This window comes from Antarcticimicrobium sp. (assembly GCF_029212575.1).
In the GTDB taxonomy this organism is placed as follows: Bacteria; Pseudomonadota; Alphaproteobacteria; order Rhodobacterales; family Rhodobacteraceae; genus Antarcticimicrobium.
In genome coordinates this window covers 166,634-181,052 of record NZ_JARGPK010000042.1, presented here as the reverse complement: position 1 = coordinate 181,052, position 14,419 = coordinate 166,634, and the positions used below count along the sequence as shown (strand labels likewise).

General features: G+C 64.8%; 12 protein-coding genes, 1 tRNA gene and 2 pseudogenes. 7 read left to right on the top strand and 8 right to left on the bottom strand.

Features of this window, described 5'->3' with window-relative positions:
- Positions 1 to 7: 7 nt before the first annotated feature.
- The 5 genes and pseudogenes from P1U75_RS08350 to P1U75_RS08330 form a co-directional block, all read right to left on the bottom strand.
- Complete coding sequence (locus P1U75_RS08350) at positions 8 to 508, bottom strand: YbjN domain-containing protein (RefSeq protein WP_300241980.1); 501 nt, start codon at positions 506 to 508, stop codon at positions 8 to 10.
- 443 nt (positions 509 to 951) lie between these two features.
- Positions 952 to 1,092: a hypothetical protein gene (locus tag P1U75_RS08345; protein WP_300241978.1), complete on the bottom strand. Its 141-nt coding sequence runs from the start codon at positions 1,090 to 1,092 to the stop codon at positions 952 to 954.
- A 91-nt stretch (positions 1,093 to 1,183) separates the two neighbouring features.
- Positions 1,184 to 1,369, bottom strand: a pseudogene (locus P1U75_RS20610) (transposase domain-containing protein); the annotation flags it as partial.
- Positions 1,370 to 1,381: 12 nt separating this feature from the next.
- A pseudogene (locus P1U75_RS08335) lies at positions 1,382 to 1,706 on the bottom strand (transposase); the annotation flags it as partial.
- Positions 1,707 to 1,884: 178 nt separating this feature from the next.
- A tRNA-Leu gene (locus P1U75_RS08330) sits at positions 1,885 to 1,970 on the bottom strand.
- Positions 1,971 to 2,183: 213 nt separating this feature from the next.
- Here P1U75_RS08330 and P1U75_RS08325 point away from each other — a divergent pair.
- On the top strand, positions 2,184 to 3,167 hold the full coding sequence (locus P1U75_RS08325) for a complex I NDUFA9 subunit family protein (protein WP_300241976.1): 984 nt from the start codon (positions 2,184 to 2,186) through the stop codon (positions 3,165 to 3,167).
- Positions 3,168 to 3,178: 11 nt separating this feature from the next.
- Here the strand turns inward: P1U75_RS08325 and P1U75_RS08320 are convergent, their stop codons facing one another.
- Positions 3,179 to 3,982 (bottom strand): undecaprenyl-diphosphate phosphatase, encoded by an 804-nt coding sequence (locus P1U75_RS08320; protein ID WP_300241974.1) that lies wholly within the window; start codon positions 3,980 to 3,982, stop codon positions 3,179 to 3,181.
- A gap of 228 nt (positions 3,983 to 4,210) precedes the next feature.
- Here P1U75_RS08320 and P1U75_RS08315 point away from each other — a divergent pair, with 228 nt between their 5' ends.
- The 6 genes from P1U75_RS08315 to P1U75_RS08290 all read left to right on the top strand — a co-directional run bounded on the left by P1U75_RS08315 (position 4,211) and on the right by P1U75_RS08290 (position 12,870).
- Positions 4,211 to 5,650 (top strand): NAD(P)-dependent oxidoreductase, encoded by a 1,440-nt coding sequence (locus P1U75_RS08315; RefSeq protein ID WP_300241971.1) that lies wholly within the window; start codon positions 4,211 to 4,213, stop codon positions 5,648 to 5,650.
- A gap of 97 nt (positions 5,651 to 5,747) precedes the next feature.
- Positions 5,748 to 6,308 (top strand): hypothetical protein, encoded by a 561-nt coding sequence (locus tag P1U75_RS08310; protein ID WP_300241969.1) that lies wholly within the window; start codon positions 5,748 to 5,750, stop codon positions 6,306 to 6,308.
- Complete coding sequence (locus tag P1U75_RS08305) at positions 6,301 to 6,738, top strand: GFA family protein (protein WP_300241967.1); 438 nt, start codon at positions 6,301 to 6,303, stop codon at positions 6,736 to 6,738. Before P1U75_RS08310 ends, P1U75_RS08305 begins: the two co-directional genes overlap by 8 nt.
- Positions 6,735 to 11,267 (top strand): glutamate synthase large subunit, encoded by a 4,533-nt coding sequence (gltB, locus tag P1U75_RS08300; RefSeq protein WP_300241965.1) that lies wholly within the window; start codon positions 6,735 to 6,737, stop codon positions 11,265 to 11,267. The genes P1U75_RS08305 and gltB overlap by 4 nt, the downstream gene beginning before the upstream one ends.
- A gap of 130 nt (positions 11,268 to 11,397) precedes the next feature.
- Positions 11,398 to 12,141, top strand: coding sequence for a monofunctional biosynthetic peptidoglycan transglycosylase (gene mtgA / locus P1U75_RS08295; protein ID WP_300241963.1), 744 nt, complete (start codon positions 11,398 to 11,400; stop codon positions 12,139 to 12,141).
- 63 nt (positions 12,142 to 12,204) lie between these two features.
- The gene (locus tag P1U75_RS08290; RefSeq protein ID WP_300241961.1) at positions 12,205 to 12,870 is read left to right on the top strand and encodes a glutathione S-transferase family protein; all 666 of its coding nucleotides are present in this window, start codon (positions 12,205 to 12,207) and stop codon (positions 12,868 to 12,870) included.
- A 318-nt stretch (positions 12,871 to 13,188) separates the two neighbouring features.
- Here the strand turns inward: P1U75_RS08290 and P1U75_RS08285 are convergent, their stop codons facing one another.
- Together P1U75_RS08285 and P1U75_RS08280 are read right to left on the bottom strand one after the other, a co-directional pair.
- Positions 13,189 to 13,944: a class II aldolase and adducin N-terminal domain-containing protein gene (locus P1U75_RS08285; protein WP_300241959.1), complete on the bottom strand. Its 756-nt coding sequence runs from the start codon at positions 13,942 to 13,944 to the stop codon at positions 13,189 to 13,191.
- A gap of 27 nt (positions 13,945 to 13,971) precedes the next feature.
- Positions 13,972 to 14,406 (bottom strand): VOC family protein, encoded by a 435-nt coding sequence (locus P1U75_RS08280; protein WP_300241956.1) that lies wholly within the window; start codon positions 14,404 to 14,406, stop codon positions 13,972 to 13,974.
- Positions 14,407 to 14,419 lie beyond the last annotated feature (13 nt).

The following is a 14,419-nucleotide window of genomic DNA, read 5'->3' as shown; positions in this document are numbered from 1 at the left end:
CCAAGGTTTACGCGCGCCCGTAGGCCTCTGCAATGGCCGCCTGCATCGCGTCGCGCGGGCTGCGCCCGCCCCAGACCAGAAGCTGGATCGCGGGATAGTAGCGCTCGGCGCTGAGCACGGCCGCGTTGATCATGGTGTCGATCTGCTCGGGGCTGGCCACCTGCCCGCCCGCCAGGACGAGGCCATAGCGATAGACCATCAGCTTTTGCTCGCCCCAATAGGTAAATGCGCCGGCCCAGCACTGGTCGTTCATCGCGTTCAGAAGTTCGTAGAGACCGCCCAACTGGTCCTCGGGCGGGTCCATTTCAAAGGTGCAGACCAGCCGCAGCGTTTCGTCATAGCCCGACCAGGCGAGCGTGATGGAATAGGTGCGCCACTGACCCTCGACCGCCATCGCGATCTGATCATCGCCGATCCTGTCGAAATCCCAATCGTGGTGCTCGGCGATATGTTCGACGATGTCGATGGGGTGAATGTCTTCTTCCAGGTAATGCTCGGAAAGGGCCATGGTGCCACCTCTTTTAAGTTAGCGGCTGGGGCGGTTAGCGCCCCAAGCGCTAGGTGCCTGCTCAATAGGCCGGGGCGATCCCCCTTGCCCATACCAGATATGGTGCGACCTCAGACTCCATCTGGCAACCCTTATTTTGGGGATAACAGCAATAACTTGTGGAGCAATCGGCGGATACGTCAAAATATCGTCACATGGCCGGATCGCGGCCGGGGTCGCCGGCGCGTTGCGTCAGCCAGGGGCCACGCGGCGCTGTTGTAGCCTGTCAGCGAAATTTGCAGTGTTTGACAGGGAATGTTGCAGAACAGCGGTCTTCAATCTGCGGTGCGACTGGAACTCTTGAACACCCGGTTAAAGACGAGTTTCATACAAGAATGCCTTGCGAACGTGTCCTCGGCATTTGAACGACGCCGCAAAGGCCACCTAGAGCAATGTCTCTTCATCTATCCGCGCCCCAGGCTGCCCAGTTGATAGATCCGGACCCGGATCGTCGCGGTGGCCGCGCCATAGTCGGCCGTCTGCATCGCAGCCGTGTAATCCGCGCGGGCTTCGGTCAGACCGGCCATCGTGCGCAGGACGGACACTCCGTCCAGGCTGAGGATTTCCAGGTCGTAGCGTTCCGTGGTTTCGGACAGCGGCGTGTCTACCGCCCAGCTGTCGGCCTCTGGCCCAATGCACCTCGACGCCCAGCGTCGTCAGAATGCCCGGGATGTCATCGTCCTTCACCTTGAAGCGAAAACGCGTCTTGACCCCGCCGGTCAGGAACTTGTTGGCGAATTCGCGCCCGTTCCAGTGATACTCCCAGCCGCCCCCGCGCCCCTTGCGCCGCCGCGCGAACCCGGCATGGCCGCGCCAGTCCAGACGCTTGTCCTAGGGGATCCGGACGGCCAGGGTCTTCTTCCTGCGGCAGAGGGTGGAGTAATCGGGCACGGGCCAGTCCAGCCCTGCCAGCCGCCACAGGCTCTCCACCATCCCGGCCGTTTGTCTCAGGGGCAGTTTGAACAGAACCTGGATCGTCAGGCAGAACCGGATGGCAGCATTGCAGAATACCGGAGGGCGCCCGGCCCCCCCCATCACGCGGAGCGTGCCATGTCATCTCCTTGTCCAACCAGATCAACAGGGAGCCGCGCTTCCGCAGCGCGGCGTTGCAAGCGGACCAGTTCGTTGTGCGGTAGCGGGCGGCTAAAGGCTTCCGCATGCAGCCCTTCTAACCCCATGGATTCGCGTTGTGAATCCTTCAGGAGCGAGTTGTGAAACAACGCCCGTGTGAAGCAAAAATTCCGCCCATCACCGCGCATAGGGTGGATATTTGGGGGGATAGAAAAACACTCCCACCAAAATTTTCACTTAGAATCAAATAGCGTGTGTGAAATTTGTGGTGCCCAGGAGAGGACTCGAACCTCCACGTCCATACGGACACTAGCACCTGAAGCTAGCGCGTCTACCATTCCGCCACCTGGGCAGGTGTCGTGAGCGGGTCACTAAGCCCCTTCGCGGGGGGTGTCAAATGGAAATTTCGGGCGACCGGCGGGGTTTTTCCCTTTCCCGTCGCGGCCGTTTTTTCCGGGCCTGGGCACCGGATCGGGCCCTTGCCGGGGCCACAGGCGAATTCCGTCTTGTTCCGGGCCTGTCGGGGCGGTAGATCGGGTGCGTACCGACGAACGGGAGCGTTGCCATGTCGAAATTGGTCACCATCTACGGCGGATCGGGCTTTGTCGGCCGCTACATCGCGCGCCGCATGGCCAGGGCGGGCTGGCGCGTGCGCGTCGCCGTGCGCCGCCCGAACGAGGCGATGTTCGTGAAACCCTACGGCGTGGTCGGCCAGGTCGAGCCGGTGTTCTGCAATATCCGCGACGACGCCTCGGTCGCCGCCGTGATGCAGGACGCGGACGCGGTGGTGAACTGTGTCGGCGTTCTTTCCGAGCGCGGCCGCAACAGCTTTGACGCGGTGCAGGCCGAGGGGGCCGCGCGCATCGCCCGGATCGCCGCCGGGCAGGGGGTAGGGCGGATGGTGCACGTCTCGGCCATTGGGGCCGATGCCGAGTCCGACAGCGCCTATTCCCGGACCAAGGCGGCGGGCGAGGCTGCGGTTCTGGAACACATGCCGGGCGCGGTGATCCTGCGGCCGTCGATCATCTTCGGACCCGAAGATCAGTTCTTCAACCGCTTCGCCGCGATGACCCGGATGGGCCCCTTCCTTCCGATCGCTCACGCCGCGACCCGGTTCCAGCCGGTCTACGTCGATGATGTGGCCAAGGCCGCAGAGCTGGGTGTCACAGGCGGTGCCGCGCCCGGCGTCTACGAGCTGGGCGGGCCGCGCGTGGCCAGCTTCCGCGCGTTGATGCAGACCATGCTCGAGGTGATCCAGCGCCGCCGTATCGTGATCGGCATGCCGGTCTGGGTCGCGCGGATCATGGCCGGCGTGCTGGATCTTGTGCAGTTCGTCAGCTTTGGCCTGGTGCCGAACGCGATCCTCACCCGAGATCAACTGCGCAACCTGGCGCGCGACAATGTCGTGGACGAGGGCGCGCGCGGCTTTGACGCGCTGGGCATCGTTCCGACGGCGATGGATTCGGTTCTGCCGGAGTACCTGTGGAAATTCCGCCCTGCCGGTCAATATGCCGAGCTGATGAAGTCGGGCCGCCGGCTGCGCCCGTAACCCGCCCGGCCTTACGAATAGGCGATGACCAGCAGGCCGATGCCCAGAATCACGCGGTAGACCACATAAGGCGTAAAGCTGACACTGCGAAGCAGCCGCATCATCAGCGTCAGCGCCAGCAGGGCCGAGACAAAGGCGAACGCCGCGGCCAGCGCGCCGTCCCGAAAGGCGGCGCCGTCGGCCTTGACCGCGACCTCGGTTCCCAGAAGGACGCCGGACGCGATGATCGCCGGGATCGACATCAGCATCGACAGCCGCGCCGCCTCGCTTCGGGTATAGCCCATCATGCGGGCGCCGGTGATGGTGATGCCGGACCGCGAGGTGCCGGGAATCAGCGACAGCACCTGGCAAAGCCCCATGATCAGCGCGTCACGCGGCCCCCAGTCGGCCTTATCTTTTGCCTTGGCGCCGCGCCAATCCGCCCAGAACAGCACAAGGCCGAAAATAAGCATGGTCCAGCCGATCACGGCCATCGAGCGCATCGCCGCATCCAGATGGGTGAAATGAAGGATCCCGCCAGCCAGCACCACCGGGACGGTGGCAATGGCCAGCCCCAGCGCCAGCCGTGCGCCGGGACTGTCGGCCCGGCCACAGCACAGCTCGGGCAATCCGCCCAGTGCCTGTTTCACGTCGCGCCAGAAATAGACCACGACCGCACCAAGCGTGCCCACATGCACCGCAACGTCGATGATCTGGCCCTGATCCTGCATTCCGGTCAGTTGGGGAAAAAGAATCAGATGACCAGAGGAGGAAATCGGCAGAAACTCGGTAACGCCCTGGATGACGGCAACAAGGAACAGCTGTAGGATGGGCATGGCGCGGAATGTCCCGGCGGCAAAGGGGCGTTTGAAGGCTTGTATAAGTATCTAAGCGGGAATGGAAAGTTCCGATATAGGTCCGAATTGTTACCTAAAATCGTGAGAATCCTGCTGCCGTCCGAAGCTTTTGTCCAGAAAAAGTTAAATTAGGTCATACGTACTGACTTTTAATTTACGAACGGTTCTCATAAACAGGCCCAGCCAAGCAATCATGGAGTCCGAGCCGTGGCCAAACAACCGATGCTGAAATTCGTGCAGATCGAACGGGACATGCCGGAAAAGCGTGACGCCGACGCGCGCCGGGAGGATTTTCATGAAATCTACGCCGAATTCGCCGACCAGAAGGCCAGGGAGCAGGCCAGCCGGTGCAGCCAGTGCGGCGTACCCTATTGCCAGTCGCATTGCCCGCTGCACAACAACATCCCTGACTGGCTGCGCCTGACCGCCGAGGGCCGGCTGCGCGAAGCCTATGAGATCAGCCAGGCCACCAATACCTATCCCGAGATCTGCGGCCGCATCTGTCCGCAGGACCGTCTGTGCGAGGGCAACTGCGTCATCGAACAATCGGGCCACGGCACCGTGACCATCGGCGCGGTGGAGAAATACATCACCGACACCGCCTGGGACAACGGCTGGGTGCAACCGATCGAGCCGGCGCATGAGCGGACCGAGAGCGTCGGCATCATCGGTGCCGGTCCCGGTGGGCTGGCCGCCGCCGACATGCTGCGCCGCGCCGGTGTCCAGGTGACGGTCTATGACCGCTACGACCGCGCCGGCGGGCTGATGACCTACGGCATTCCCGGCTTCAAGCTGGAAAAGGACATCGTGATGCGCCGCAACCGGCAGCTCGAACAGGGCGGGGTGAATTTCGTGCTGAACTGCAACGTCGGCGAGGATGTTTCCTTTGACGAGATCCGGGCCAAACATGACGCGGTGATCATCGCAACCGGCGTCTACAAGTCGCGGGTACTGGAACTGCCCGGCGTCGGCTCCGGGGGCGTGGTGCGGGCCATCGACTTCCTGACCGCCTCCAACCGCAAGAGCTTTGGCGACGCGGTGGAGGCCTATGACAACGGCACGCTCTGCGCCGACGGCAAGCGCGTGGTGGTGATCGGCGGCGGCGATACCGCGATGGACTGCGTGCGCACCTCGATCCGCGAGGGCGCCAAATCGGTCAAATGCCTCTACCGCCGCGACCGGGCCAACATGCCCGGCTCCCAGCGCGAGGTGCAGAACGCCGAGGAAGAGGGCGTCGTGTTCGACTGGCTGCGCGCACCCAAGGGGTTCACCGAGGACGGCGGCAAGGTCTCCGGCGTGATGGTGCAAAAGATGCGCCTCGGCGCGCCGGACGTCACCGGGCGGCAGTCGCCCGAACTGATCGAGGGCGCCGATTACGTCGAAGCGGCCGATCTGGTGATCACTGCGCTGGGCTTCGAGCCCGAGGATCTGCCCAAGCTCTGGGGCGTGGACGGGCTGGAGGTGACCCGCTGGGGCACCGTCAAGGCCGAGTTCACCACCGGCGCGACCGTGCTGGACGGCGTCTTTGCGGTGGGCGACATCGTGCGTGGCGCCAGCCTGGTGGTCTGGGCGATCCGCGACGGGCGCGATTGCGCCCAGGCGATCCTGGATCGGCTTGATGTTCCCGCAGCGGTGGCCGCGGAATAGCGATGGCGCAAAGGCGGTGGCCAGCGGGCCCGCCTTCGCGCCGCTGAACACCGGGGCGGACGCCCCGGCCTTTAACCCGGTTGAAAGGATGCCTGTCATGAAAAAGCTGTTCATCGTCGCCGCGGCAACCTGTGCGCTGTCGGGTGCCGTCGCCGCAGGCGCCCAGCAACCCTATGCCGGGCAGGATCAGCGCGAGATCGCCAGCCTGTCGCAGACCGATATCCAGGCGCTTCTGGCCGGGCAGGGTTGGGGGCTGGCCAAGCCCGCCGAGCTCAACGGCTATCCTGGCCCGGCCCATGTGCTGGAACTGGACGAGGAGCTTTCGCTGACGGCCGAACAGAGCGGCGCGATCAAGGCGATCTTCGCAGAAATGCAGACCGAAGCGCAGCGCCTGGGCGCGGAATATGTCGCGGCTGAGCGGCACCTGAGCGGGATGTTCCGCATGGGCCACGCGACTCCGGAGATGCTGGACCGGCAGCTTGCGCAATCCGGCGAGATCCTGGCGCGGCTGCGCGCGGTCCATCTCAAGGCGCATCTGGAAACCAGGCCGCTGCTAAGCGCGGACCAGATCGCCACCTATGTCGATCTGCGCGGTTATGGTCACGGTGGAAACGGCGCGCATCAGGATCATGCCGGCGAGGGACATAATCATGACTGAACTCAGCGGCCAATGCCTGTGCGGCGCGGTTTCGATCACGGCAAAGCTGTTGGATGAACGGTTGACCGTGTGCAATTGCGACATGTGCCGCCGCTGGACAAGCGCGGCCTTCATGTCGGTCCGGGTCGATCAGGACAGCATCACCATCGACGGTAAGGCAAGACGTTTCCAGTCCTCGGACTGGGCCGAACGCGGCTTCTGCGATACCTGCGGATCGAACCTGTGGTATCGCATCACCGCCGAGGGGCCGGGCCACGGCCATTACAATTTCGCTGCCGGGCTGTTTGGCACCGGCGAGATGAAGATCGGGCGCGAGTTTTTCGTCGATACCAAGCCGCAGGGTTACCGCTTTGCCGGCGACCATGCCCGCCTGACCGAAGCAGAGACATTCGCGCTGTTCGCGCCGAAGGATGAAGGAGAGACCCAATGACCAGATATGATGCCGATTGGGTGGCGCAGGAAACCGCCAAGCGCGCCTGGATGGCCGAGAACGGCATGTATGCCGAATCCGAAGAGCACGCCTCCTGCGGGGTGGGCCTTGTGGTCTCCATCGACGGCAAGAAAAGCCGCAAGGTGGTCGCCGCCGGGATCGACGCGCTCAAGGCGGTCTGGCACCGCGGCGCTGTGGACGCCGACGGCAAGACCGGCGATGGCGCCGGCATCCATGTGCAGATCCCCGTCCCCTTCTTCTACGACCAGATCAAGCGCACCGGGCACGAACCGCGCAAGGACGAGCTGATGGCGCTGGGCCAGGTGTTCCTGCCGCGCACCGATTTCGGCGCGCAAGAGATGTGCCGGACCATCGTCGAGACCGAGGTTCTGCGCAAAGGCTACTACATCTATGGCTGGCGCCACGTGCCGGTGAACATCGACTGCCTGGGCGACAAGGCCAATGCCACCCGGCCCGAGATCGAGCAGATCATCATCTCGAACTCCAAGGGCGTCGATGAAGAGCGGTTCGAGCGCGAGCTTTACGTGATCCGCCGCCGCATCGAAAAGGCCGCCGCCGCAGCGGGGATTGGCGGGCTTTACATCGCCTCGCTGTCCTGCCGCTCGGTGATCTACAAGGGCATGATGCTGGCCGAACAGGTTGCCGAGTTCTATCCTGACCTCAAGGACGAGCGTTTCGAAAGCGCCTTCGCAATCTATCACCAGCGCTATTCGACCAACACCTTTCCGCAGTGGTGGCTGGCCCAGCCGTTCCGCATGTTGGCCCACAACGGCGAGATCAACACGCTGAAGGGCAACGTCAACTGGATGAAAAGCCATGAGATCCGCATGGCCAGCGCGACCTTTGGCGAGATGGCCGACGACATCAAGCCGATCATCCCCGGCGGCAGCTCGGACTCCGCCGCGCTGGACGCGGTGTTCGAGGTGCTGGTGCGCGCCGGGCGCAAGGCGCCGATGGCGAAAACCATGCTGGTGCCGGAAAGCTGGTCGAAACAGGCGGTGGAACTGCCCCAGGCCTGGCGCGACATGTATTCCTATTGCAACTCGGTGATGGAGCCCTGGGACGGACCGGCGGCGCTGGCGATGACCGATGGCCGCTGGGTCTGCGGCGGGCTGGACCGCAACGGGCTCCGCCCGATGCGCTACGTGGTGACCGGCGACAACCTGCTGATCGCGGGCTCCGAGGCGGGCATGGTGCCCACCGACGAGGCGACCGTGCGGGAAAAGGGCGCGCTGGGACCGGGCCAGATGATCGCGGTCGACATGGAAGAGGGCAAGCTGTTCCACGACACCGAGATCAAGGACAAGCTGGCCGCCTCGCAGCCCTTTGGTGAATGGGTCAGCAAGATCAACGACCTGGACGAGGAATTGTCGCAGGTCAGCGAAAAGGCGCTGTTCAGCGGCGACACGCTGCGCCAGCGGCAGGTTGCCGCCGGCTACACCATCGAGGAACTGGAACAGGTCCTGGCCCCGATGGCCGAGGACGGGAAAGAGGCGATCGCCTCGATGGGCGACGACACGCCCAGCGCGGTTCTGTCGAAACAGTACCGCCCGCTCAGCCATTTCTTCCGCCAGAACTTCAGCCAGGTGACCAACCCGCCGATCGACAGCTTGCGCGAATACCGGGTGATGAGCCTCAAGACCCGCTTCGGCAACCTCAAGAACGTGCTCGACGAGGACAGCAGCCAGACCGAGATCATCGTGCTGGAAAGCCCCTTTGTCGGCAACGGGCAGTGGGACGAGCTGGTCAAGCATTTCAACGCAGACCTGACCGAGATCGACTGCACCTTTGCCCCCGGCGAGGGCGCGCTGCGCGAAGGGCTGAAGCGGATCCGCGCCGAGGCCGAGGACGCGGTGCGCTCGGGTGCCGGGCATTTGGTACTGACCGATCACTTGTCGGACCCTGACAAGGTGGCGATGCCGATGATCCTGGCCACCAGCGCGGTGCACAGCCACCTGACACGCAAGGGGCTGCGGACCTTCTGCTCGCTCGGCGTGCGCTCGGCCGAATGCATCGACCCGCATTACTTCGCCGTGCTGATCGGCTGCGGCGCGACGGTCGTGAACCCCTATCTGGCCGAGGATTCCATCGCCGACCGGATCGAGCGCGGGCTGCTGGACGGCACCCTGACCGAGAACGTGGCGCGCTATCGCACCGCCATCGACCAGGGCATGCTCAAGATCATGTCCAAGATGGGGATCAGCGTGATCTCCTCCTATCGGGGCGGCCTGAACTTCGAGGCGGTGGGCCTGTCGCGCGCCATGTGCGCCGAGTTCTTCCCCGGCATGACCAGCCGCATTTCCGGCATCGGGGTCAGCGGCATCCAGCGCAAGGCCGAGGCGATCCATGCCCGCGGCTGGTCCGGCGGCGCCCAGGTTCTGCCCATTGGCGGGTTCTACAAATCGCGCAAATCGGGCGAAACCCATGCCTGGGACGCGCAGGGCATGCACATGTTGCAGATGGCCTGCAACCGGGCCTCTTACGAGCTGTGGAAGCAGTATTCGGCCAAGATGCAGAGCAATCCGCCGATCCACCTGCGCGACCTGCTCGACGTCAAGCCATTGGGCAAGCCGATCCCGCTGGAAGAGGTGGAGAGCATCACCGCGATCCGCAAGCGCTTCGTCACACCCGGCATGTCGCTGGGCGCGCTCAGCCCCGAGGCGCACAAGACGCTGAACGTGGCGATGAACCGCATCGGCGCCAAGTCCGACAGCGGCGAGGGCGGCGAGGATCCGGCGCATTTCGTGCCCGAACCCAACGGCGACAACCCCAGCGCCAAGATCAAGCAGGTGGCAAGCGGCCGCTTCGGCGTTACGGCGGAATACCTCAATCACTGCGAAGAGCTTGAGATCAAGGTCGCCCAGGGCGCCAAGCCCGGCGAGGGCGGCCAGTTGCCCGGCATGAAGGTCACCGACCTGATCGCCCGGCTGCGTCATTCGACCAAGGGCGTGACTCTGATCAGCCCGCCGCCGCACCACGACATCTATTCGATCGAGGACCTGGCGCAGCTGATCTATGACCTGAAACAGATCAACCCGCGCGCCAAGGTGACGGTCAAGCTGGTGGCAAGCTCGGGCGTTGGCACGATCGCCGCCGGCGTGGCCAAGGCCAAGGCCGACGTGATCCTGATCTCGGGGCACAACGGCGGCACCGGGGCCAGCCCGGCGACCAGCATCAAATACGCCGGCCTGCCGTGGGAAATGGGCCTGACCGAGGCGCATCAGGTGCTGGCGATGAACAACCTGCGCGGCCGGGTGACCCTGCGCACCGACGGCGGGCTGCGCACCGGGCGCGACATCGTCATGGCGGCGATGATGGGGGCCGAGGAGTACGGCATCGGCACCGCCGCGCTGATCTCCATGGGCTGCATCATGGTGCGCCAGTGCCAGTCGAACACCTGCCCGGTGGGCGTCTGCACCCAGGATCCCAAGCTGCGCGACATGTTCACCGGCACCGCCGACAAGGTGGTCAACCTGATCACCTTCTACGCCCAGGAGGTGCGCGAGATTCTGGCCAGCCTTGGCGCGCGGTCGCTTGCCGACGTGATCGGGCGGGCCGACCTGCTGACCCAGGTCAGCCGCGGCAGCGCGCATCTGGACGATCTCGACCTCAACCCGCTGCTGATCAGCGTCGATGGTGCCCATGACATCGTCTACGACCGTGACAAGCCGCGCAACGTGGTGCCCGACACGCTGGACGCCGAGATCGTGCGCGACGCCGCCCGGTTCCTCAAGGACGGCGAGAAGATGCAGCTCTCCTACGCGGTGCAGAACACGCATCGGACGGTGGGCACCCGCACCTCGAGCCTGATCGTGCAGAACTTCGGCATGCGCAACGCCTTCCAGCCCGACCACCTGCATGTGAAACTGCAGGGCTCGGCCGGCCAATCGCTGGGCGCCTTTGCGGCACCGGGGCTGAAGCTGGAGGTCTCGGGCGACGCCAACGACTATGTCGGCAAGGGCCTCTCGGGCGGCACAGTGGTGGTGCGCCCGCCGCAGATCAGCCCGCTGGTGGCGGACCAGAACACCATCATCGGCAACACCGTGCTCTACGGCGCGACGGCGGGCTATCTGTTTGCCTCCGGTCGGGCCGGTGAACGGTTCGCGGTGCGCAACTCCGGCGCCCATGTGGTGGTCGAGGGCTGCGGCTCCAACGGTTGCGAATACATGACCGGCGGCGTGGCGGTGATCCTGGGCTCCATCGGCGCCAACTTCGGCGCCGGGATGACCGGCGGCATGGCCTATCTCTACGACCCCGAGGGCAAGGCGCAGACCCTGATGAACCGCGAGACGCTGGTCACCTGCCCGGTGACCATGGATCACTGGGAGGGCGAGCTGAAGGGGCTGATCGAGCGTCACCTGGCCGAGACCGGCAGCCGCAAGGCCGCCGACATCCTGCAGCACTGGGATCTGGAAAAGGGCCACTTCCTGCAGGTCTGCCCGAAGGAAATGCTGGCGCATCTTCCGGCTCCGCTGAGCCGCGAGCCGAAGGCGATGCCGGCGGAATAGGCAAGCGTCTTGAAATCAGAAAGGCCCTGCCGGTTCGGCGGGGCCTTTTTTCGTTGCGACGGTCCCTCTGCACCGCCTTCCGTCGGCGGCCCCTCTTTCACGTTATCGCCCCGCCCCCTATAGCTGGAGCATGGCGCGCAGAACCAGAACATCGAAATCACCACGGACCACCCGGCGCAACCGGCTGGGCGGGGCCCTGTCCGGCCTGTTGCGCTGGCTGCGGCGCTGGGCGCTGCGGCTGATCCTCGCCCCATTGGCGCTGGTGATTGCCCTGGTGCTGCTGTTCGCCGTGGTGAACCCGCCGATCACCCACACCATGTGGGTCGAATACGGAAAATACGGCAAGCTCGACCGCCACTGGACTCCGATCGAACAGGTCGCCCCGGTGATGGCGCGCGCGGTGGTCGCCGCCGAAGATGCCGGTTTCTGCGAACACTGGGGGTTCGATCTGGCCGCGATCCGCATCGCCATTGCCGAGGGGGCGACACGCGGCGGATCGACGATCACCCAGCAGGTGGTCAAGAACGTGTTCCTCTGGCAGGGGCGCAGCTGGACCCGCAAGGCGCTGGAAACCGCGATCACCCCGCTGGTCGAGGCCATCTGGTCAAAACGCCGCATCGTCGAGGTCTATCTCAACGTGGCCGAGACCGGCGCGGGCGTCTTTGGTGTAGAGGCCGCCGCGCAAACCTACTTCGGCATTCCGGCCAAAGACCTCGACGCACGGCAGGCGGCGCTGATCGCCGCGATCCTGCCCGCGCCGCGCAGCCGCTCGGCCGCCGACCCGTCGGACCGGGTGCGCCGCCGCGCCGCCGCGATCATGGACGGGGCGGCCACCATCCGCGCGGACGGGCGCGCCGCCTGTTTCGAGGATTGAAAATCGCCGCGTGGCAGGGCATTGGTGATCGGACACCCCGCAACCAGGTTTCGACGGATTCCGATGGCCCGACTGTATCACGTTCCACTCTCCCCGTTCTGCCGCAAGGTGCGCCTGGCGCTGGCCGAGAAGCGGGTCGAGGTGCAGCTCGTCGAGGAACGCTACTGGGAGGCAAGCCCGGATTTCCTGCGCCGCAACCCGGCGGCCAAGGTGCCGGTACTGCAGATCGACGGGCGCACCCTGGCCGAAAGCGCGGCGATCTGCGAATACCTCGACGAGACCCGCGCCGACCCGCCGCTGATGCCGCGCGACCCGGCCCAGCGGTTCGAGGTGCGCCGGCTGGTCGGCTGGTTCGACGACAAGTTCCACGGCGAGGTCACCTCCAAACTGCTCTATGAACGGGTCAACAAGAAGGTCACCGGGCAGGGCTACCCGGACAGCGGCAACGTCAAGGCCGGCTCCAAGGCGATCAAGTACCACCTGGATTACATGCACTGGCTGCTTGACCGCCGCCGCTGGCTGGCCGGTGACGCGATGACGCTGGCCGATTTCGCCGCCGCCGCGCATCTCTCCTCGCTCGATTACATCTCCGACGTGGACTGGAACCGCTCCGCCGTGGTCAAGGACTGGTACGCCAAGATCAAGTCGCGCCCCGCCTTCCGCTCGATCCTGGCCGACCAGGTGCCGGGATTCCGCCCGCCGGCGCATTACACCGACCTGGATTTCTGAGCCGCAACCGTCGACGCGGGGGGCTGTCTGCCCCGTCGCCATTGTCACTCGGACCAATGGCGCAACAATGGCGACCCCCCCCGAGAGTGTTTTCAGCCAGAAAAAGAGCGGTCGATCCGGGGGCAATTAACTCGGCATTTACCGCCTCGGCGCAGGCTCAGCCTCGCGGTACAGGCGGGAGCGTCGATGACCGCGCCAGGAAAAGACCGGAAACGGGCTTTCGACGGGGGTTGGTTCAATCCACCCCCGTCTTTTTCTGGCTGAAAATACTCCCGCCGGAGGCTTGAAATCCCTTGGACAACAGATCGGAATCAGACCCTAACTGGCGTAGTTCGAGCCCTCTTCGTCAAGGATCGCCTTGAGTTCGGACAGGTGCCGGGTGTCCTGTTCGGGATAGTCCTCCAGCTCCCGCGCGGTCTTTTCCGCCACCGCGTCGGAGAGCACCCGCAGCGGCTGGCCGGTCTGAAGCGCGCGGATATAGGTCTCGGCCGCGCGTTCGAAGTAATAGAGCCTGTTGAAGGTCTCGGCCACGGTGGCGCCGATCACCATCACCCCGTGATTGCCCATGACCATCACCTTCTTCTTCGGATCGGTGAGCAGCGCGGCACAACGCTCGCCCTCGTCCTCGAAGGCCAGCCCGCCATAGTGGTCGTCGATGACATAGCGGTTGAAGAAGGTGGCACAGTTCTGGTCGATCGGCGGCAGGGAACTGTCGGCGAGGCTGGCCAGAACGGTGGCGTGGATCGAATGCACATGCATAGCGCAGCGCGCATGCGGGCAATGGCGGTGCAACCCGCCGTGCAGCCCCCAGGCGGTGGGGTCGGGGGCGTCGGGCCCCTCCAGCGTTTCGGGGTCCTTGGCGTCGACCACGATCAGGTCGCTGGCGCGGATACGCGAGAAATGCATCTGGTTCGGGTTCATCAGGAACCGGGTGCCCTCGTCGTTGATCGCCAGGCTGAAATGGTTGGCGACACCCTCGTGCATGTTCAGCCGCGCGGTCCAGCGAAAGGCGGCGGCGAGGTCCACGCGCTCGGGCCAGTTGTCCAAGTTGGGGCGCAGGTTTGTCACGGTCATCTGGGGGTTCCTTCGGAAATTGTCGGGTCAGTCAGTGGGCGCGGCCAAGGGGCGGCTGGACACCCAGGCATAGCCGTTCGGGCACAGGATATAAGCCTCGCGCAACCCGTGGGGCTTGTCGGCGGGGGCTTGCAGGATGGTCCCGCCAGCGGCTTCGGCGCGGGCCGCCGCGGCCTCCGGATCGCTGTCGTAGAGCCTGATTTCGATCCCGGCGCCGCGCGGGGGCGTCTCGGGCAGAAGCCCCAGCAAAGGGTTGGAATGATAGGTGTGGTCGGCATGCAGTTGAAACACCTGCTCGCCATAGGCGAGGATCGCGAAATCACCGCTGACCCGGTGCGGCTTAATGCCGAAAACAGTCTCTAGAAAGGTGCATTCAGCCCGAACATCCCGCACCAGCAGGTTCAGCCCCAACCCGCGCAGGGACCGGCCGAAGACCTCGGCGCTGATGGTTTCAAGGTCCATTTGAAACACCTTT